18 protein-coding genes are annotated in these 19,762 nt (G+C 68.4%); 14 read left to right on the top strand and 4 right to left on the bottom strand.

From position 1 onward, the window contains the following. Positions 1-356 precede the first annotated feature (356 nt). The 6 genes from araA to V6U90_RS29220 all read left to right on the top strand — a co-directional run bounded on the left by araA (position 357) and on the right by V6U90_RS29220 (position 8,230). Complete coding sequence (gene araA / locus V6U90_RS29245; protein WP_334443495.1) at positions 357-1,868, top strand: L-arabinose isomerase; 1,512 nt, start codon at positions 357-359, stop codon at positions 1,866-1,868. A gap of 70 nt (positions 1,869-1,938) precedes the next feature. Then, positions 1,939-3,450 (top strand): alpha-N-arabinofuranosidase, encoded by a 1,512-nt coding sequence (locus tag V6U90_RS29240; protein ID WP_334443492.1) that lies wholly within the window; start codon positions 1,939-1,941, stop codon positions 3,448-3,450. 40 nt (positions 3,451-3,490) lie between these two features. Next, a complete protein-coding gene (locus tag V6U90_RS29235; RefSeq protein ID WP_334443489.1) occupies positions 3,491-4,489 on the top strand; it encodes an ABC transporter substrate-binding protein in 999 nt (332 codons plus the stop codon). A gap of 71 nt (positions 4,490-4,560) precedes the next feature. Continuing rightward, the gene (locus V6U90_RS29230) at positions 4,561-6,117 is read left to right on the top strand and encodes a sugar ABC transporter ATP-binding protein (RefSeq protein ID WP_334443486.1); all 1,557 of its coding nucleotides are present in this window, start codon (positions 4,561-4,563) and stop codon (positions 6,115-6,117) included. Next, complete coding sequence (locus V6U90_RS29225) at positions 6,114-7,133, top strand: ABC transporter permease (RefSeq protein WP_334443483.1); 1,020 nt, start codon at positions 6,114-6,116, stop codon at positions 7,131-7,133. The genes V6U90_RS29230 and V6U90_RS29225 overlap by 4 nt, the downstream gene beginning before the upstream one ends. A 2-nt stretch (positions 7,134-7,135) precedes the next feature. Beyond that, the gene (locus V6U90_RS29220) at positions 7,136-8,230 is read left to right on the top strand and encodes an ABC transporter permease (protein WP_334443481.1); all 1,095 of its coding nucleotides are present in this window, start codon (positions 7,136-7,138) and stop codon (positions 8,228-8,230) included. A 3-nt stretch (positions 8,231-8,233) separates the two neighbouring features. Here V6U90_RS29220 and V6U90_RS29215 read toward each other — a convergent pair whose 3' ends face one another. From V6U90_RS29215 to V6U90_RS29200, 4 genes are all read right to left on the bottom strand, one after another. Next, on the bottom strand, positions 8,234-8,359 hold the full coding sequence (locus tag V6U90_RS29215) for a hypothetical protein (RefSeq protein WP_334443479.1): 126 nt from the start codon (positions 8,357-8,359) through the stop codon (positions 8,234-8,236). After that, positions 8,359-8,616, bottom strand: a complete 258-nt coding sequence (locus V6U90_RS29210; RefSeq protein WP_334443476.1) for a substrate-binding domain-containing protein — start codon at positions 8,614-8,616, stop codon at positions 8,359-8,361. Before V6U90_RS29210 ends, V6U90_RS29215 begins: the two co-directional genes overlap by 1 nt. A gap of 100 nt (positions 8,617-8,716) precedes the next feature. After that, on the bottom strand, positions 8,717-9,457 hold the full coding sequence (pepE, locus tag V6U90_RS29205) for a dipeptidase PepE (RefSeq protein WP_334443472.1): 741 nt from the start codon (positions 9,455-9,457) through the stop codon (positions 8,717-8,719). 43 nt (positions 9,458-9,500) lie between these two features. Continuing rightward, entirely contained in the window at positions 9,501-10,328 is an 828-nt protein-coding gene (locus tag V6U90_RS29200) for an IclR family transcriptional regulator (RefSeq protein WP_334443470.1), read from the bottom strand. Positions 10,329-10,494: 166 nt separating this feature from the next. Here V6U90_RS29200 and V6U90_RS29195 point away from each other — a divergent pair, with 166 nt between their 5' ends. The 8 genes from V6U90_RS29195 to V6U90_RS29160 all read left to right on the top strand — a co-directional run bounded on the left by V6U90_RS29195 (position 10,495) and on the right by V6U90_RS29160 (position 19,734). Then, positions 10,495-11,502, top strand: a complete 1,008-nt coding sequence (locus V6U90_RS29195; protein WP_334443467.1) for an ABC transporter permease — start codon at positions 10,495-10,497, stop codon at positions 11,500-11,502. Continuing rightward, the gene (locus V6U90_RS29190; protein ID WP_334443465.1) at positions 11,495-12,403 is read left to right on the top strand and encodes an ABC transporter permease; all 909 of its coding nucleotides are present in this window, start codon (positions 11,495-11,497) and stop codon (positions 12,401-12,403) included. The genes V6U90_RS29195 and V6U90_RS29190 overlap by 8 nt, the downstream gene beginning before the upstream one ends. A 74-nt stretch (positions 12,404-12,477) precedes the next feature. Beyond that, complete coding sequence (locus V6U90_RS29185) at positions 12,478-14,052, top strand: ABC transporter substrate-binding protein (RefSeq protein ID WP_334443463.1); 1,575 nt, start codon at positions 12,478-12,480, stop codon at positions 14,050-14,052. Positions 14,053-14,168: 116 nt separating this feature from the next. Next, entirely contained in the window at positions 14,169-15,494 is a 1,326-nt protein-coding gene (locus V6U90_RS29180) for a M20 family metallopeptidase (protein WP_334443460.1), read from the top strand. Between the two features lie 2 nt (positions 15,495-15,496). Continuing rightward, positions 15,497-16,447, top strand: coding sequence for a DUF1177 domain-containing protein (locus tag V6U90_RS29175; protein ID WP_334443458.1), 951 nt, complete (start codon positions 15,497-15,499; stop codon positions 16,445-16,447). Between the two features lie 50 nt (positions 16,448-16,497). Next, on the top strand, positions 16,498-18,282 hold the full coding sequence (locus V6U90_RS29170) for an ABC transporter ATP-binding protein (protein ID WP_334443456.1): 1,785 nt from the start codon (positions 16,498-16,500) through the stop codon (positions 18,280-18,282). Beyond that, complete coding sequence (locus V6U90_RS29165) at positions 18,282-19,034, top strand: AroM family protein (protein WP_334443498.1); 753 nt, start codon at positions 18,282-18,284, stop codon at positions 19,032-19,034. Before V6U90_RS29170 ends, V6U90_RS29165 begins: the two co-directional genes overlap by 1 nt. Before the next feature lie 418 nt (positions 19,035-19,452). Next, positions 19,453-19,734: a hypothetical protein gene (locus V6U90_RS29160; protein WP_334443454.1), complete on the top strand. Its 282-nt coding sequence runs from the start codon at positions 19,453-19,455 to the stop codon at positions 19,732-19,734. Positions 19,735-19,762 lie beyond the last annotated feature (28 nt).

The raw sequence follows: 19,762 nt of genomic DNA, 5'->3' as shown, positions 1-19,762 counted from the left end.
GGGGGGAGCCGTCTGGTCCGACGGCACATCGTCGGATAATCCGTATGCTCGCTATCAATCGGGTCTAAACCCGGCAGAGGTCATCCACCCGGCCGATTCCCGCAGACCCCGCGTCGACGGGTGCGGATGGTGCCACGACCGCGCTGTGTAGTCGAGCAATAGCCACGACGGCACCTTGCAGGTCAGTTGGAACAGGGTCTTGACCTGGAAAGATGTGATCGTTAACAATGCTGCAACCTGGTCTTGTGACCGCTAACATCTAGTCTCCCCGGGGGTCCTGTGACTCTGGTAGACGTGGCCGCTGCCGTCGGCATCGCCACCCGCTGCACCGTGTCGGAACGAACGCGAGCGCTCCGGTGAACGCCACGCACGCTTCAGATCTCGAGGTGTGGTTCCTGACCGGCAGCCAGCAGCTCTATGGCGACGACGTGCTCCGGCAGGTGGCGGAGCAGTCCCGCGAGGTCTGCGGCACGCTACAGGCAGCCGTCCGTACGCCGGTGCGGATCGTCTGGAAGCCGGTGCTCACCAGCAGCGACGCCATCCGCCGGGTGTGCCTGGACGCGACGGCCGACGACCGCTGCGTCGGGGTGATCGCGTGGATGCACACATTCTCGCCCGCGAAGACCTGGATCGCCGGGCTGGACGCGCTCGGCAAGCCCCTCCTGCACCTGCACACGCAGGTGAACCGGTCGCTTCCGTGGTCCGAGATCGACATGGACTTCATGAATCTCAATCAGGCGGCCCACGGCGACCGGGAATTCGGGTACATGCAGACCCGCCTCGGTGTCGCCCGCAAGACGGTCGCCGGCCATGTGGGCGACTCCCGGGTCGTCGGCCGGGTCAGTGCCTGGGCCCGGGCCGCGCTGGGCCGGCACGCCGCCGGATCCCTGCGGCTGGCCCGGTTCGGCGACAACATGCGCGACGTTGCGGTAACCGAGGGTGACAAGGTCGGCGCGCAGCTGACCTTCGGCATCTCGGTCAACAGTTACGGGGTGACCGAGCTGGTCGACGCCGTCGACGCGGCCGCCGACCGCGACGTGGACGCCCTGGTCCGCGAATACACGGAGAGCTACCGGGTGGTGCCCGAACTTCTGCCGGGTGGCGACCGGCACGAATCACTCCGGTACGCGGCGCGCATCGAGCTGGGGCTTCGGTACTTCCTCTCCGACGGTGGCTTCACGGCCTTCACCACCAACTTCGAGGACCTCGGCGGCCTTCGCCAGCTGCCCGGACTCGCGGTCCAGCGGCTCATGGCCGACGGGTACGGATTCGGTGGCGAAGGGGACTGGAAGACCTCCGCGCTGGTGCGGATCCTCAAGGTGATGTCGGCCGGCTGCAGCGGCGGGACCTCGTTCATGGAGGACTACACGTACCACTGGGGCCCCGGCGAGCCGAAGGTCCTCGGCGCGCACATGCTCGAGGTCTGCCCCACGATCGCTGCCGACGCACCGAGCTGCGAGATACATCCGCTCTCGATCGGCGGCCGGGAGGATCCGGTACGGCTGGTGTTCACCGCCGAGCCGGGGCCCGCTGTCGTCGTCGGTCTCGCCGACCTGGGTGACCGGTTCCGGCTGACCGCGAACGAGATCGATGTCGTCGCCCCGGACGAACCGCTGCCCAGACTCCCGGTTGCCCGGGCGGTGTGGCAGCCCCGCCCCAGCCTCGTGACGGCGGCCGAGGCGTGGTTGCTCGCGGGCGGCCCGCACCACACGGCGTTCAGTTCCGCCGTCGACGTGGAGAGTTTGACTGATTTCGCGGACATGTGCCGCGTCGAACTGGCGCTCATCGACGACTCGACCGACATGCGCGGGTTCGGCAGGGAACTGCGCTGGAATCAGGCCTATCACCGGCTCGCGCAGCGGCTGTGAGAGCCCTGTGGTGGTGGATTCCCGCCCGGCTGCCGGACACGCAGATCTCAATCAACGACGAGGAGCAGGAATGGCGCGCATCAGGGTCGACGCGGACCGCGCGATCGGCACCGTGGACCGGAAGATCTTCAGCGGCTTCGTGGAACACCTGGGTCGGTGCATCTACGGCGGCCTCTACGATCCCGGGTCACCGCTTGCCGACGAGGCCGGATTCCGCCGCGACGTCGCCGTGGCGCTGAAGGAACTGAACCCACCGGTGCTCCGCTGGCCGGGCGGGAACTTCGCCTCGAACTACCAGTGGACGGACGGCATCGGTCCGGTGGAGAACCGACCGAAGCGGCTCGAGTTGGCGTGGTTCCTCACCGAGCCGAATCTTATCGGTACCGACGAGTTCCTGCGCTGGTGTGAGAGAGAGGGATACGAGCCGTACCTCTGCGTCAACATGGGTTCCGGCACGTTCAGCGAGGCGCAGGCGTGGGTGGAGTACTGCAACGGCACCAAGGACACGTACTGGGCCAACAAGCGCAGGGAGAACGGCCGCGAGGAACCGTACGGCGTGAAGTTGTGGGCCCTCGGTAACGAGATGTACGGCGATTACCAGGTCGGCCAACTCACCGCCGAGGAGTACGTGCGCAAGGCGCGCCAGTTCGCCAACGTGATGAAGCGTACGGACAGGTCCATCCGGCTTGTCTCGTGTGGGCAGAACGGGTGGGGCGAGTGGGACCGGGTGGTCCTGGACGGTCTCGCGGATCTCGTCGACTACCACTCGATCCACATCTACACCGGCTCGTCCGACTACTGGGTGAACATGCTCGCCCCGCACCAGGCGGAGCGGTCGCTGCGCGCCATGCGTGCGCTCATCGACAGTGTCACCTATCGAAAGAAGCTCAGCCACGAGATCAAGGTCGCCTACGACGAGTGGAACGTGTGGTACCGGTACACGGAAGGGGTGTACGAGCCCTCCGACCAGCCACCGCTGGAGGAACGGTACGACCACTCCGACGCGCTTGCCGTCGCCACGTACCTGAACATCTTCGTCCGGCACTGCCGGACGGTCGGTATGGCCAATCTCGCGCAGATGGTCAACGTCATCGCGCCGATCTTCACCCGTCCCGACGGGATGTTCCTCCAGACGATCTACCACCCGTTCCGGATGCTCTCCGAGCACACCCAGCCGGTCGCGCTCGACGCCTTCGTCGACGGTCCCACCCACGACCTGGCGGAGAGCCCGGAAACCATGCACTGGTTGTGGCCGCAGCCGGTCGCCGACATGAACCCGTTCCAGGTCCTGGACGTCGCGGCCACCCGGGATCAGGACAAATCCACGCTCACCCTGTCGGTGGTCAACCGCTCACCGGACGAGGAGATCACCGCGGACATCGAGCTGCGCGACGTCGTCGTCACGGGGGCCGGGCAGGTCACGATGCTCCGGCACAGCGACCCACGAGCGACCAACGACTTCGACCGACCGGACGACGTGACCCCCGAGGAATCGGCGGTGGACGTCTCAGGCGCTTCCTTCCGGTACGCCTTCCCGCCGTGCTCGGTCACGGTGCTCCGGCTACCGACCAGGCCCGCCTGACCCGGTCATCCCCCAACGACGCAAAGAGAGGTTACCCCCAATGGCCAAGTACAGGATCGCCGCGGTCTTCGCGACCGCGTTGCTCGCGCTCAGCGCATGTGGTGGCGGAGGCTCCGGCGACGCCTCCGCCGACGCCGGCTCCGGTCCGCCGAAGCTGAAGCAGAAGGACTCCTACACCGTCGGCTTCGCGGCGCAGCAGTCCGACCACCCGTGGACCCTCGCGCTGGCGAAGTCCATCCAGGACGAGGCGCAGAAGCGTGGCCACAAAATCGTTTTCACCGACGCGCAGGGTCAGACCGCCAAGCAGGTCCAGGACGTGGAGTCGCTGATCGCCCAGGGCGTCGACGCGATCCTGATCACGCCCCGTGAAGAGGGCCCACTGGCACGAGCCGTCATCAAGGCGCACGACGCGGGTATTCCGGTGTTCCTGATCGACCGGAGCGTGGACAAGAGCGTCGCGCAGGCGGGCCGGGACTACGTCACCTTCATCGGCTCGGACTTCGTCGCCGAGGGTCGCAAGGCGGGCGAGTGGCTCGTCAAGGCGGCCAACGGCAAGGGCAAGGTCCTGGAGCTGTCCGGCACCACCGGTTCGAGCGCGGCCCAGGACCGTGCCAAGGGGTTCCGGGAGGCCGTCACGGGTACGGAACTGGAGATCGTCGCGACCCAGGACGGTGACTTCGTCCGGGACAAGGGCCGCCAGAAGATGGAGGCGATGATCCAGCAGCACCCAGAGGCCACCGTGGTGTTCGCGCACAACGACGAAATGGCTCTGGGAGCGATCACGGCGCTCGAGGCGGCGGGTCGGCACCCCGGCAAGGACGTCACCGTGGTGTCGATCGACGGGCAGAAGGAAGCGCTGCAGGCGATCATCGACGGCAAGCTCGGCGCGACCGTGGAGTGCAACCCGCGCTTCGGCCCGAAGGCGTTCGACGCGATCGAAGCCTACGGCCGCGGGGAGAAGGTCGAAACCACGATGGTGAACGACGACGCGTTCTTCGACGCGAGCAACGCCGCCGCCGCGCTGCCGAACGCCTACTGACCACATTCGCGCCGGTGATGGGCGGGCGGCCGTTCCCGCCCATCACCGTGACGCCGCGTTGGGAGACGCCCATGACGACGGACGACCTGATCCTTGACATGCAGGACATTCACAAGAGCTTCGCCGGTGTCCCAGCGCTGCGCGGGGCCCGGTTGCGGGTGGGCAGGGGAGAGGCACACGCGCTGATCGGCCAGAACGGTGCTGGCAAGTCGACGCTGCTCAAGGTGCTGACGGGCGTCTACAGCCGGGACCGCGGCAGCATCCGTTTCGACGGGGCCGACGTCGGGTTCGGCTCGCCGTACGAGGCGCAGCGGGCCGGGATCAGCCCGATCTACCAGGAGATCAATCTGGTCCCGCAACGGACCGTGGCCGAGAACGTGTTCCTCGGCCGGGAACCGCGCCGTCTCGGGATCGTCGACCGCCGTCGGATGGTCAGCGAGACGGAGGAACTGCTCTCCGGGATCGGCGTGCACGTCAACGCGGCACGCCCACTGGAGACCTTCAGCACCGCTACCCAGCAGATGGTCGCCATCGCCCGGGCACTGTCGTTCGACAGCCGGCTCATCATCATGGACGAGCCGACGTCCTCCCTGCACGACCGTGAGGTGCAGAAGCTGTTCGAGGTCATCCGCCAGATGACGGCGGACGGCGTGTCGGTGGTCTTCGTCAGCCACAAGCTCGACGAGCTCTATGCCGTGTGCGACCGCATCACCGTCCTGCGGGACGGCCGGACGATCGCCGAGGCCCGGCTCGCCGAGATGAGCCGGATCGACCTGGTCGCGGCGATGCTTGGCCGCGATCCGCAGGACGTGCGATCCGCAGGACAGACCGCGTTCCACCGGGAACAGCGCGCTCTGGGTGACACCGTTCTCACCACGAGGGCGCTGTCGAGCTGGCCGGCGCTGCGCGGGGCGACGATCGAGGTACGCGCCGGAGAGATCGTGGGGCTGGCGGGACTCCTCGGCTCCGGGCGCAGCGAACTCGCCGAGTCGGTCTTCGGAGCCCGCAAGGTGGACCACGGTGAGGTCGCCGCCGGCTCCGCCGCCGCCACGCCGACCTCACCGGCGGAGGCGATCAGGTCCGGAATCGCGCTGACCCCGGAGGACCGCAAGACGGAAGGCATCGTGGCGGGAATGTCGGTGCGGGAGAACATCACGCTCTCCCTCCTGCCCAGGTTGTCGAGGTTCGGGTTCATCAACCGCCGTAAGGAACGGGCCGTCGTCGCGGAGAGCGTCCGCCGGCTCGGCATCAAGACCGCGAGCGTGGACCAGCCGGTGTCCGACCTGTCCGGGGGGAACCAGCAGAAGGTCCTGCTCGCCAGATCGCTCGTACTGGATCCGGACCTGCTGATACTCGACGAACCGACGCGCGGGGTCGACGTCGGCGCGAAGGCCGAGATCCAGCGCCTGGTCTCCGACTCGGTGAACGACGGCCGTGGCGTACTGCTGATCTCCTCCGAGATGGAGGAGATTCTCGAAGGCAGCGAGCGGGTCTACGTGCTCCGCGACGGCGAGACAGTCACGCACCACCGGACCGATGGCCTCACCCAGGACACGATCATGCGGGCCATGGCGTCCGGCGAGTCGCCTGACGCGCGTCCGGCCGAGTCAGGAGATGACCTGCCATGAGCCCAGTGGCCACGGAGATGCAGCCAGCCGGTGCTCCACCGACAGCCGGCCCGGACCGCCGGCACCCGACCCGGACGATCGGCCACCAACACGGGGTGTGGATCGCCCTCGCCCTGCTCGTGCTCGCCAACGTCGTCCTGACCGACGACTTCCTGACCCTGTCCACACTTCAGGTGAACCTGACGCAGATGGCGACGATCGTCATCGCGGCGATGGGGATGACCATGATCATGGCAACGGGCGGGATCGACCTGTCCGTCGGATCGTTGATGGCCATCGCGGGCGCCGCGAGCGGGTACCTGCTGCTGTCGGACACCACCGTGTTCGGCGGCGGCTGGTCGGGCGTTCTCCTGATCGTCGCCGTCGGCATGCTGGCGGCGGCCCTGTTCGGATCGTTCAACGGTTTTCTTGTCGCGCACCTGCGGATCCAGGCCATCGTCGCCACCCTGGTCCTGTTGATAGCCGGCAGGGGGATCGCCCGGCTCATGACGAACGGGCGGCTGTTCACGTTCGACAACCCCGAGCTGCTCCTGCTCGGTCGGGGACAGATCGCCGGTCTGCCGATCCAGGCCCTGATCATGGTGGCCGTCGTCGTCGTGACCCTCGTGCTGGTACGGCTCACGACGTTCGGCCGGTACGTGATCGCGACCGGCGGTAACGAACGGTCCGCGCACCTCGCCGGCGTCCCCGTCCGTCGGGTGAAGTACCTCGTGTACACCATCGGCGGGGCGCTGGCCGGGCTGGCCGGGCTGCTGAGTGTGGCCGTGAACGGGACGGTCGACGCCGCCAACCTCGGCCTCGGCATCGAGTTCCCCGTGATCGCGGCGGTGGCCATCGGCGGGACGCGGTTGACCGGCGGCAACGCTCGGGTGCTCGGAACGCTGGGTGGGGCCGCGCTGATGCAGTTGCTGGCGTACACCCTCATCCGTCACGACATCCCGAAGGAAGTGGCGAATCTCGTGCAGGCGGCGGTCATCGTCGCGGCGGTTGCGATGCAGCGACGGAAGCGGGTCTGAGCATGAAGACATCTGAGGTGCCCGGTCGGGCTACGGCCCGATCCGGCGGGCTGGCCAGGATCGCCGGAAGCTTCCAGTTCGACGGACCACGGCACGGGGCGGTCGTCGTCCTCGTCGCCGTCCTGGTGTTCGCGGCCCTCCGGTACGACCGGTTCTACAGCCCTTTCCACGTGAAGGCCTTCCTGTCGTCGACCGACGTCGTCTGCATCGGCCTCATCGCCATCGGGATGACCTTCGTCATCTCGCTCGGGGAGATCGATCTCTCGGTGGCGGGTACCGCGGTCCTGGCCAGCATCGTGGCGGCGATGCTGGCTCCCCACGGGTTGGCGGTCACGCTCGCGGGGGCGGTCGCGGTGGGGTTCGTCGTCGGGGCCGTCAACGGATCTCTCATCGCCCTTCTCGAGCTGCCGTCGTTCATCGTCACGTTGGCGGCCCTGCTCGCCCTGAAAGGGCTCGCCCTCATCCTGTCCGGGAACGACAAGATCCCGGTCGACTTCGGCACCCAACTGGTCACCTTCTACGACGGGTCGCTCGGCCAGGTCGTCCCGTACCCGTTCCTGGTGCTCCTCGCGGTGTTCCTCGTGGCCTGGGTGGCCTACTCCTTCCGGGCCTTCGGCCGTCATGTCCTGGCGATCGGGGGGAACCGGCTGGCCGCCGAGTTGATGGGACTGCGGGTGGCCCGCAGCAGGTTCACCGCGTTTCTGATCACCGGCTCGGTCGCCGGGCTGGCCGGCGCGTTCCTGACCGCGAAGACGACATCCGGCAACCCGCTTGAGGCGACCGGCTGGGAACTGAACGTCATCGCGGCTGTGGTGCTCGGCGGGACACTGCTGACCGGCGGCCGGGGATCCGTACCGGCCAGCCTCGTCGGCGTACTGCTCCTGGCGTCGGTCTTCGAGGTCCTGAACTTCGAAAACGGCCAGGGGGCCCTGACGATCGACTCCAACTGGCAGAACGTCGTCAGGGGCCTGTTCCTGTTGCTGATCATGGTGGTGCAGGCGGGCATCACGATGCGCGGTGAGCACCTGCAACGTCGACGGATCCGTGACCAGCTCGCGGTGGCGAGGCCGATCAGGCCGGTGGCGGATTCCGGCTGAGGCTCACGGGTTGAGGTGGGCCGGATGAGCCAGGATCGCCGAGGTGATCGGATCGGTGGCGGCCAGGTCGGGCCGCCGCACGCGGGGCAGTGGCGCCTCGCCGTCCGCCGGCAGGGTGGCGTTCAGCATCACCGTTCGGGCTGGCTGGCCAGGGACCGTAGCCGCTCGAGCAGCAGCTTGCCGGCCGCCTGACCCAGCTCGTATGCGGGCTGGTGGATGACCGAGATCGCCGGAGTGAGTAGCCCGGTCCACGACGCGTCGTCGAAGACCACCACCTCGACGTCCAGGCCGGGGATCAGTTGCCGATCGCGCAGCATGCGCAGGACGCCGACCGCCATCATGCGGACCGTGTCCACTGCCAGGTCCTGCTGCAACGGCCGGTCCATGCAGGCGCACGTCCAGCCCTACCCGAGGGAGTACCGCCTCGACCTACCCACGCCTCCCGACGTCGTCACGGACCAGACGTACTGAGCGACGGGGTCGGCTTCAGCGGCCGACATCGAACGAACCCACCCTCTCGATGAGCCAGGTCACATCGGTGCCGCTGGTAACCTCGACCGGCTCGGATGCTCGGCAGAAGACTCGTGCGCCTGCGGCCACGCCATCGAGCAGCATCGAACCGTCACGCACCCGCAGCCAGGTGCCCTCGCGCATGGCGAGCACCGGGACGTCATTCTCCTCGAGAAACTGTGTGAGCCGCTCCTCCCGGGTCTCACCCTGGTGCGTCGAGGCCGGGTCCGGGTCGAGGTAGTGGGCATTGATCTGAAAGGGCACGAGGCCGAGGGTTTCGAAAGACGGCGGTTGGACGATGGGCATGTCGTTCGTCGTACGCAGGCTCGGCGTCGCGACGTTGGTGCCGGCACTCGACCCGATGTAGGGCATGCCCTCGGACACCCGGGCGCGCACGACGCGGATCAGGTCGAGCTCGTGGATCGCCTTGACCAGACGGAAGGTGTTACCGCCGCCGACGAAGACTGCCTCGGCGTCGGCGACCATGTCGCGTGGCGTGCCCTCGTGTGCTCCTCGGACGGTGATGCCGAGTGGCTCCATGGCCCGACGGACCGTGTTGGTGTAGCCGTCGTGGTCCGCCAGCGCGAAGGGGACGAACACGACGGAGCGCAGGCCGTCGAGTGCCTGGAGGATCGCGTCGCGCGCATGCTCCAGGTAGGCCCGCCCCGGGGCTGTCGAGTTGGACAGGAGCAGGAGGTTCTGGTGGCCCTGGGTCATGGTGTCTCCTCGATGCGGCCGGTCCGGCCCGTCGGCGCGGCGTTCAGTGGGATCTGGTCGCCCTGGTCTGCCGGGCCACGGCGGCCGAGTTCGCCCGGTTGTCGAGCAGGGCGGACAGTTGCTCCGCCGCGGCCTGTAGCGCGGGCAAATGGTCCCGGATGTCGTCCGGACGTGCCGGGTACTTGCTCTCGCCGAGGCTGAGCGAGCCGACGGGCCGCCCTCGGAGGACGATCGGAACGGCGAGCGCCCTCGTGGCGTAGTCGTATTCGCCCTCTGAGTGGGCGTAGCCCTGCGCGACGGTCTCGACGAAGAGCCGTTCGAGCTCGTGCTCGTCGACCTTTGTCAGCCCGGTGAACGTGGCGAAGACCCGACCGGAGATGAGGGCGCGTCGCTCGTTGCTGTCGAGGAAGGCGAAGTAGCCGCGGGAGGTGGCTCCCGCGTTGGCCGGATACAGCTCGCCGACGAGCGGATGACTACGGAGCGGTCCACCGCCGTCGACGGCGGCGACGCAGCGGACGTGGAGCCCGTCCGGGACGGCGAAGATGGCGGTGCGGTCGGTCTGGAAGGCGAGCGGCTCGAGCACCCGCTGCGCCAGGGCCGCCAGTCCTCCCGCGCGTTCCCAGACGGCGGCCATCCGCCACATCGCCGGCCCGAGGCTGTAGCGCCGGGTCACCGGGTCGGCGCTGAGGAAGCCGCGCGCGGCGAGCGCGGCGAGGATCCGCTGCGCGGTCGACTTGTCGATGGCGAAGGCTTCGGCCAGCTCCAGGACGCCCCAGTCGCGACGCCGTTCGGTGAACGACAGAAGGACCTCCAGGGCGCGGTCCACGGTCTGGAGCGGCGAGCGGGGGCGAGCGACGCCGTTGTCTGACATGGGTCCTCCGGGCTGGGCGGGACGTGTCAGAACCTACCGCACCCTGATCCAGTTCGGGATGCCCTCTCAGATAGAGAGAAAGTATTGCACCGGGGCGCCGGGCGAGCGAACCCTTGGTGGCGGCGAGACCAGGTCAGACCCAACAAAGCGCAGATTGGAGGTGGCCGTGAACCACGTGGTGCGACGCGTCCTCGCGATGATCCCGGCACTCCTCGGAGTCGTGCTCTGCATCTTTCTGCTCACCCGCGTCCTGCCCGGTGACCCGGCCCGGACGCTCGCGGGGGAGCAGGCCGACCCGGCGACCGTCGAGAAGATCCGCGCCGAGATGGGGCTCGACCAGCCGTTGGTCGCGCAGTTCGTGTCCTACGTGCGCGGCCTCTTCGCGGGAGACTTCGGGTTCGCGTGGCACACCGGGCAGCCGGTCATCACGGACTTCGCCTCCCGGCTGCCGGCGACGGTCGAACTCGCCATCGTGGCGATCCTCATCTCGCTGCTCGTCGGGGTCCCGATCGGTGTGCTCAGCGCGACGCGTCGCGACCGGCCCATCGATCATGCAAGCCGCATCTTCTCGCTGGTCGGGGCGTCGATGCCGCTCTTCTGGCTCGCCCTGATCGTGATCTTCGTCTTCTACAACAGGCTCGGCTGGGAGCCGGCCCCACTGGGCCGCATCGCCCAGGACGTGAACCCACCGACGTCGATCACGGGGCTCTACGTCCTCGACTCGCTCCTGACCGGTGACCTCGTCGCGCTCAGGTCGTCGCTGGCCCACATCATCTGGCCGGCCCTGTGCCTCGCCACCGGAAGCACGGCGATCATCGCCCGGATGACCCGGTCCGAGATGCTCGAGGTGATCAACCAGGACTACGTGCGTACCGCCCGATCCAAGGGCCTTCCGCCGACCAAGGTCATCCTCAAGCACGCGCTGAAGAACGCTGCCCCCGTCATCGTGACCATCGTCGGCCTCCAGTTCGGTCAGCTCCTCGGTGGCGCGGTCATCACCGAGACGGTCTTCAGCTGGCCAGGCATCGGCGCCTATGTCGTCCAGTCCGTGCTCGCAACCGACTATGCGCCGGTTCAGGCTTTCACCCTGCTCGCCGCGGTCATCTACCTGACGGTCAACCTCTGCGTCGATCTGTTCAACGCCCGCCTGGACCCGAGGATCGAGAATGCCTGACGCCACTGTGCCCGCCACCGCGAGGGGCCACCGGGTCGCGTCGTCCGACCAGGCGAGGGCCAGGCCCACGACCGCCTGGCGCCTCCTGGTCCGCAACCGCCTGGCGATGGTCGGTCTCGTCTTCATCGCGATCTGGACCATCGGCGCTCTCGTGGCCGACCTGCTGCCGTACTCGCCCACCGAGACCGGAGCTGGAGGGCTCCTGGAGCCACCCTCCAGCGCACACCTCTTCGGCACGGACAACTTCGGCCGCGACATCCTCGCCCGGGTGCTCGCCGGCGGGCGGATCTCGCTCTGGACCGGGCTCATCGCCGTCGGGATCTCGCTGCTGATCGGTGTCCCGATCGGCGCCATCTCCGGCTTCGTCGGAGGTGCGGTGAGCGCGGTGCTCATGCGGGTGATGGATGTGCTCCTCGCCTTCCCGTCGCTCGTGCTGGCCATGGCGATCGCCGCCGCCCTCGGTCCGGGCCTGGCGAGCGCGATGGTCGCCGTGGGTGTCGTCGGCATCCCCGAGTTCGCCCGCATCGTCTACAGCCAGACCCGCTCGCTCCGTGAGCGTGACTTCGTCGAGGCGGGGCGCGCCATCGGCCTGCGTGATCGGACGATCCTCATCCGGCACATCGTCCCGAACACCGTTGCCCCGATCCTCGTCCGAGCGACTCTCGGCATGGGCTACGCGATCCTCACGGCCGCCTCGCTCAGCTTCATCGGCCTCGGCGCACAGCCGCCGACGCCGGAGTGGGGCGTCATGATCTCGGACGGCCGTGGCTACATCATCAGCGGCGAGTGGTGGATGACCGTCTTCCCCGGCATCGCCATCGCCACCTCGATTCTCGGCTTCAACCTGATCGGCGACGGCCTTCGCGACGTCCTCGACCCGCGCCTGCGGACGAGCCGATGACCCGGTACGGACCTGCCACCGACGCCAGCCCATCCGCCCACCCCATCCCCCATTCCGACCTGAAGGAGAACAGCGTGAAGCGCAGCGCCACCCTGGCCGCCGCGGTTGCCGTCACCCTCGTCGCAGCCGGCTGTGGAGCCAACGCCAACCAGGGCGGCTCCTCGAACACCGGTGCCGACAAGGACACCCTCGTTGCCGCCTACTCCGAGGGCGGCAAGACCCTCAACCCCGCCGAGGCCAACGACGTCACTTCCGACACGTTCGTCGTGGCAGCCTATGACCAACTGGTCACGTACGACCGGACGACGGTTGGCGGCAAGCCGACCGCCAAGACGGACACGATCGTGCCGATGCTGGCGGAGTCGTGGAAGGTGAGTGCCGACTCGAAGAGCTACACCTTCACCATGCGGCAGGGCGTGAAGTTCGAGGACGGCTCGGCTCTCGACTCCGACGACGTCGTCAAGACCTTCGACTTCATCAAGAAGTCAAGTTCGGCGAGCTTCCTGTACGGGATGGCCGGCATCGACACCGTGACGGCGATCGACCCGCAGACGGTGAAGATCGACCTCAAGGCGCCGAACCACCTCTTCCTCCAGATCCTGCCGATGTACTCGTTCTCGATCATCAACATCGACAAGGTCAGCGCCGAGGGTGGCAGTAGGTGGCTCGACACGCACACCGCGGGTTCCGGCCCCTACCGGCTGACGAAGTGGGACCCGGCGACCGAGGCCGTGCTCGAGCGCAACGACACGTACTGGGGTGAGAAGCCGGCCCTGCGCAAGATCAACACGAAGTTCATCGGCGAGGCGAGCAACCGCGTGCAGCTCCTCACCAAGGGCGAGGTCGACATCGCGCTCGAGGTGCCGGCGAAGGACGTCGACACCCTGTCGAAGCAGTCCGGCGTCGCCATCGACTCCCGGGCCAGCAACAAGGTCCTCTTCTTCGGGATGAACAACGCCGTCAAGCCGTTCGACAACCCGAAGGTGCGTCAGGCGATCTCGTACGCGATCCCGTACGACAAGCTCCTCAGCGACGTCATGAAGGGCCAGGCGTCGCCGATGCGCTCCTCCGTGGCCAGCTCGACCCCGGGCTTCACCGACGCCGGCTACGTCTACTCGCACGACCTCGACAAGGCCAAGGCGCTCCTCGCGGAAGCCGGCCACCCCAACGGCTTCACCTTCGACTTCACCCTCGGCAGCGGCTTCGAGGACTGGTCGGACGACGCCGTCCTCATCCAGGCCGAGCTGGCGAAGATCGGCGTGACGATGAACATCAACAAGATGGCGCGTCCGCAGTTCCTCGAGGCGCTCGCCACGAAGAAGGTGCAGAGCTACATCACCCGCTGGACCTCCTTCGTCAACGACCCGGGCTACCACCTCGGCCTCCTGCTGACCAGCGACGGCACGAGCAACTACGCCAACTTCAACAACCCTGAGGTCGACAACCTCTGGAAGCAGGCCTCGACCGAGACGGACCAGAAGGTCCGCAACGATCTGTACGGCAAGGCGCAGGAGATCATCAACACCCAGGCGCCGTGGGCGTACCTCTACGAGTACAACATCGTCGTCGCGCAGCGCGCGGGCGTGCAGGGGTACACGTCGTACCCCGACGGGATCATCCGGTTCTTCCAGCTGAGCAACAAGGGCTGACGCCGAGGCAGGCGTGCCGCTGGGCCCGTCGTCATCCCGACGCGCCCGGCGGCCGTCTCCTCCACACCATCGCGAATCCACCTCCCTGCAGGCGAACACGACACCTGGAGCCTGACGTGACCACGACATCCCCCGACTGGGAGACCCGGGTCCTCGACGAGATCGAGCGCACCCGGGACGAACTGCTGACGCTCGCCGGAGACCTCATCCGGATCCCGAGCGAGAACCCTCCGGGGGACTGCACGGACGTCGGCATCTTCATCGCCGACCATCTGCGCGCCGCGGGCCTCGACCCCGAGGTCCACGACGCGGGCGATGGTCGCCTCAGCATCGTCGTCCACCGTGCCGCGAGCAACGCCGCGGTGGACGACGACCCCACGACGGCACGCCACCTCGTGCTCGCCGGTCACACCGACGTCGTCCCCGTCGGTGACCTCAGCCGCTGGACGTTTCCCCCCTTCGCGGGTGACATCGTCGACGGTTACCTCCGCGGTCGCGGGGCGAGCGACATGAAGGCCGGTCTCGCCGGTGTCATCCACACGCTCGTCGTCCTGCACCGCCTTGGTGTCCCGCTCGCCGGGAGGCTGTCGCTCGCGGCGGTCCCCGACGAGGAGCAGGGCGGCTCGCGCGGGGCGGACTGGCTCCTCGACCAGGGAGTCCTCGACGGTGCGACCGGCGCGATCATCGCCGAGCCCGCCGAACGCACGCACCCGACGATCGGCCAGAAGGGCAGCAACTGGTTCCGGATGACGATCGACGGCAAGCCGGGGCACGGCAGCCTCCAGCCGCTGCACGGCGTCAGCGCGAACCTCCTCGCGGCCCGGGCCGTCATCGCCCTGCAGCAGCTCTGGGACATGACGCCGTCGGCACCCGAGGACGTGCTCGACCTCATCGAGAGGTCGAAGACGTTCGCCGAGGAGCGCGAGGGCTACGGTCCTGGCATCGGTGCCGTCTTCGAGCACGTCACCGTCAACATCGGCACGATCCACGGCGGTACGTCCTCCAACGTCGTCGCCGACCGCTGCGTCGTTGACGTCGACACCCGTGTGCCGATCGGGCTGTCGCGGGCCGAGGTCCTCGCCCGGGTCGACGAACTGCTCGCCGAGGCGGGCGTCGAGGCGACGATCGAGCCGACCGGCTTCCGCAGCGAGCCGAACTGGACGCTGCCGAGCGACCCCATCGTCACCGAACTCGTCGCGGCCCTCCGGGAACTGACCGGTGACCCCACCGCAGAGGGGGTGCTCCAGTGGGCCTCCTCCGACGCCCGCACCTTCCGCAGCCACGGCATCCCCGTGCTCCAGTACGGGCCGGCAGAGCTGGCCACCATCCACGGCTTCGACGAGAGGGCACCCGTCGCCGACGTCGTCCTCGCCGCGAAGACCTATGCCCTGACCACCCTCCGGTACCTCGGCGTCGCCGAGACCGCTGTCGAAAGCGAATAATCGTGCTGTCCCACGTCCTCACGGCCCTCGACCTCCTCGACCGTCCCGACGCGTCGGGCAAACTCGTTGCCGAGTACCTGCGCACCCTCGGCGACGACGCCTGCTCGATCACGGTCGAGACGGTGGCGGGCGAGCAGGGTTCGACCGACTTCATCCGCGTCACCGTCCCGGGCAGTCGCGGCAAGACCGTCGGCGGCGACGCCCCGACGCTCGGTGTCGTCGGCCGCCTCGGCGGTCTCGGTGCCCGGCCGGAGCTCATCGGCTACGTGTCCGACGGTGACGGGGCGACCGCCGCCGTCGCCACGGCCGCCAAGCTCCTCGCGATGCACGCCCGCGGCGACGTCCTGCCCGGCGACGTCGTCATCTCGACGCACATCTGCCCCGACGCGCCGACCCGTCCACACGACCCCGTGCCCTTCATGGACTCGCCCGTCGACATCGACGCGATGAACGAGCACGAGGTCACGTCGGAGATGGACGCCGTCCTGTCCATCGACACCACGAAGGGCAACCGCCTCATCAACCACCGGGGCATCGCCATCTCCCCGACGGTCCGCGCCGGCTACATCCTCCCCGCCAGCGCCGACCTGGTCAGCGTGCTGGAGACCGTGTCGGGTGAGCCAGCTGTCGTCTTCCCGCTGTCGACCCAGGACATCACGCCGTACGGCAACGGCCTGCACCACCTCAACTCGATCCTCCAGCCGGCCGTCGCGACGGCCGCGCCCGTCGTCGGTGTCGCCATCACCACGGTGACACCCGTCGCCGGCTGCGCGACCGGAGCGAGCCACGAGGTCGACATCGCCCTGGCCGCGCGCTTCGCCGTCGAGGTCGCCAAGGGTTTCACCGCGGGTGTGGTGTCCTTCCACGACGAGGCCCAGGCGGCGCTTCTTGAGAGCCTCTACGGCCCCGCGACCCACCTACAGACGACTGGAACGGTCACCGCGCAGGCCTGACCGGCGTGCGCGACCGAGCTCAGCGGCATTACCGAACAAGGAGCACGGACATGGCTGAGACCCTGCTGTCGATCGAGAACCTCTCGATCCGCATCGACACGTCCCGCGGCCCGATCCATCCGGTCCGGGGCCTCGACCTGTCCATCGCGCGCGGCGAGATGGTCGGGCTGGTCGGCGAGTCGGGCTCAGGCAAGAGCGTCACCGCCATGTCGATCACGGGTCTGCTGCCGGCGCGGCAGGCGCACATCACCGGCGGGCACATCCGCTTCGACGGGCGCGACCTCGCCGCGCTGTCGGACCGGCAGATGCGCAGGATCCGCGGCAAGGACATTGCGACGATCTTCCAAGAGCCGATGACCGCGCTCAACCCGGTCTTCACGATCCGCGACCAGCTCACCGAGCCGTTGCGCCAGCACATGCGCCTCGGCCGACGGCAGGCAGCGGACCGGGCGGGCCAACTGCTCGACATGGTGGGGATCCGCAACACCACACGCGTCCTCGCCGGGTACCCGCACGAACTGTCCGGCGGAATGCGCCAGCGCGTCATGATCGCCATGGCCATGGCGTGTGAGCCGAAGCTGCTCATCGCCGACGAGCCGACGACCGCGCTCGACGTCACGACCCAGCTGCAGATCCTCGACCTCATCATGGACCTGCAGGAGCAGCACGGGACGGCAGTCCTGCTCATCACGCACGACCTCGGTGTCGTCGCGCAGACCTGCCAGCGGGTCGCCGTCATGTACGGCGGTGAACTGCAGGAGACGGCGCCGACGGAGCAGCTTTTCGCCGCGCCACAGGCCGACTACACGAAGCGGCTGCTCAGCTTCATCCCCTCCGCCAACGAGCACGTCATCGAGGCGGTCGAGGCGCTCGCCGAGGAAAGCGCAGCGCCCGACGGCCCGGGGTCGGTTCGCGTCGAGGCAGGCCCGGACGCTGCCACGGCGGCACCCGACGACGACGCGCCGGTACTGCTCGAGGTCACCGACCTGACGAAGATCTTCACCGGGCGCCGCCGCCGTCTGGGACAACCGGCCGATACCGTCAAAGCCGTCGACGGCGTGTCCTTCCAGGTCCGCCGTGGCCGCACGCTCGCCATCGTGGGCGAGTCCGGTTCGGGCAAGTCGACGACCGGTCGGGCCCTGCTGCGCCTGCATGAGCCGACGTCGGGGGCGGTGATCTTCAACGGGGCCGACCTCCTCGCGGCGAGTGACGACGAGTTGCGTCGCCTCCGCTCCGAGATGCAGATCGTCTTCCAGGACACGTATGCCTCGCTCGACCCGCGGTGGACGATCTACCGGGCCCTCGCCGAGCCGCTACGGTTGCACACGGATCTTGACGACGCGGCGATCCGCGCCCGCATCGTCGAGGTCATCGAGACGGTCGGCCTGCGGGAGGAGGACATCGACCGCTTCCCGCACGAGTTCTCGGGGGGTCAGCGTCAGCGGATCGGCATCGCACGGGCCCTCATCCTCAACCCGAGCCTCGTCGTCTGCGACGAGCCCGTGTCGGCACTCGACGTGTCGGTACAGGCCCAGGTGCTCGACCTCATGAAGCAGTTGCAGCGGGATCTCGGGCTCACGTACGTCTTCATCTCGCACGATCTGTCCGTCGTCGAGATGATGGCCGACGAGATCGTCGTCATGAGCCAGGGCCGCGTCGTCGAGCAGGGCAGCGTCGAGCAGATCTTCACGGCGCCTCAGCACCCCTACACCAAGGCGCTCCTCGCCGCGATCCCGATCGCCGACCCCACCGCGCGGGTCGACCGGGCGGTGCGGCGCCGCATCGTCGAGCGTGGCGTCGCGGCTGCCGACCTGCCCGAGAAGGAGGTGGCGTGATGCACGAACCGGCTGAGGGCGGGGCGCGCAGCGTAAGGCCGACGCTCGGTCTCGTCACGATCGGCCAGGCCCCCCGCGTCGACCTGATCCCCGATGTCGAGGCTGCCCTCTCCGGCGTCGACTGGGTCGAACACGGCGCGTTGGACCTCCTCGACGCGGAAGGCATCGCCCGGCTCGAACCACGCGGCGGGGAGCGGACCCTTGTTTCTCGGCTGCGGGACGGTTCGCGCGTCCGCCTCGGCGCGACGAGCATCGCCCCGGCGCTTGACGACGCTCTCCGACGTTGCGTAGCCGATCACTGCGGGGCCGTCCTCGTGCTGTGTACCGGCCGTGTCGAGCACGGTCCGGCGTCGGTGCCGGTGCTCCACGCGGAGGACCTCGCCCACGACCTCATGGTGCGGCTCGTCGGTGAGGGGCGGTTGGGTGTCCTGTGCCCCGTGCCGGAGCAGTTGACGGACATCCGGCAGCGGTGGGAAGGGCGCCTGGACCGCCCGGTCATCACGGCAGCCGTAGACCCCTACACGGCTGGACTCGACGAGGTGGCGGCCGCCGGACGAAGGGTCACCGCGGGCGGAGCCGACGTGGTCTTTCTCGACTGCATCGGCTACACGGGGGAGCAGCGGGAAGTGCTTGCCGCCGAGGGCATCCGAGCCGAGACCGCCCGCCACCTCGCGGTGACGGGCGCGGTGGGTCTCCTGTCTTCCGCCTCGTGCGCTGACAGTGAGGATGTACGTGAGGCCCGTACCGTGTAGCGTGCCAGAATCCGTCGTACCCGCTGTGAGCTGGGAGGTCTCGGCCCGGGCTGATGATCTCCGGTATGGTTGTGCGGTTGCTGTACCTGGGTATGATCCGCCTGTCCGGCGGTTTGGGATTGCTGATCCCCAGCGACCGAGCGCTGCTGGTCGAAGTGCTCGCGTTGCGCCATGAGGTGGCAGTGCTGCGCCGGCAGGTCCGGGGCAGGCCGCGGCTGCCCTGGCAAGACCGGGCGATCCTGTCGGCCCTGGCCCGCCTGCTGCCCCGCCGGATACGGGAACACCGGATCGTCACCCCGGCCATGTTGCTGGCCTGGCACCGCAGGCTGCTACGACACCGCCTTCCCGAACCGACCCGGCCGGCCACCGGCAGGACACCAGCTGGCGAACCTCTCTCCGTAACCAGGCGGCTGGCCTGTTGGCTATCGACTTCTTCCACCTCGGCACCATCCTGCTGCGACGCCTGTACCTGCTGGTGGTCATGGAAGTGACCAGCCGACGGGTCCACCTCCTCGGCGTCACCGCCCACCCCACCGGGAAATGGGTGGTCCAGCAAGCCCGGAACCTCCTCATGGGCCTAGGCGAGCAGAGCAGCGCATGGCGATTTCTGATCCGCGACCGAGACGGCAAGTACCCCTCCGCCTTCGACGCCGTGTTCACCGCTGGTGACTGGTCAGGTGGTCGCTGCGCCGGTGGGTAGCCAGGGACAGCCGGCGACGAGTTCGGTG

Origin of the sequence: Micromonospora sp. CPCC 206060, assembly GCF_036906895.1 — a bacterium.
Lineage (GTDB): Bacteria > Actinomycetota > Actinomycetes > Mycobacteriales > Micromonosporaceae > Micromonospora.
Note: the sequence above shows the minus strand (reverse complement) of the source record. Positions and strands in the feature narration are given on the sequence as shown.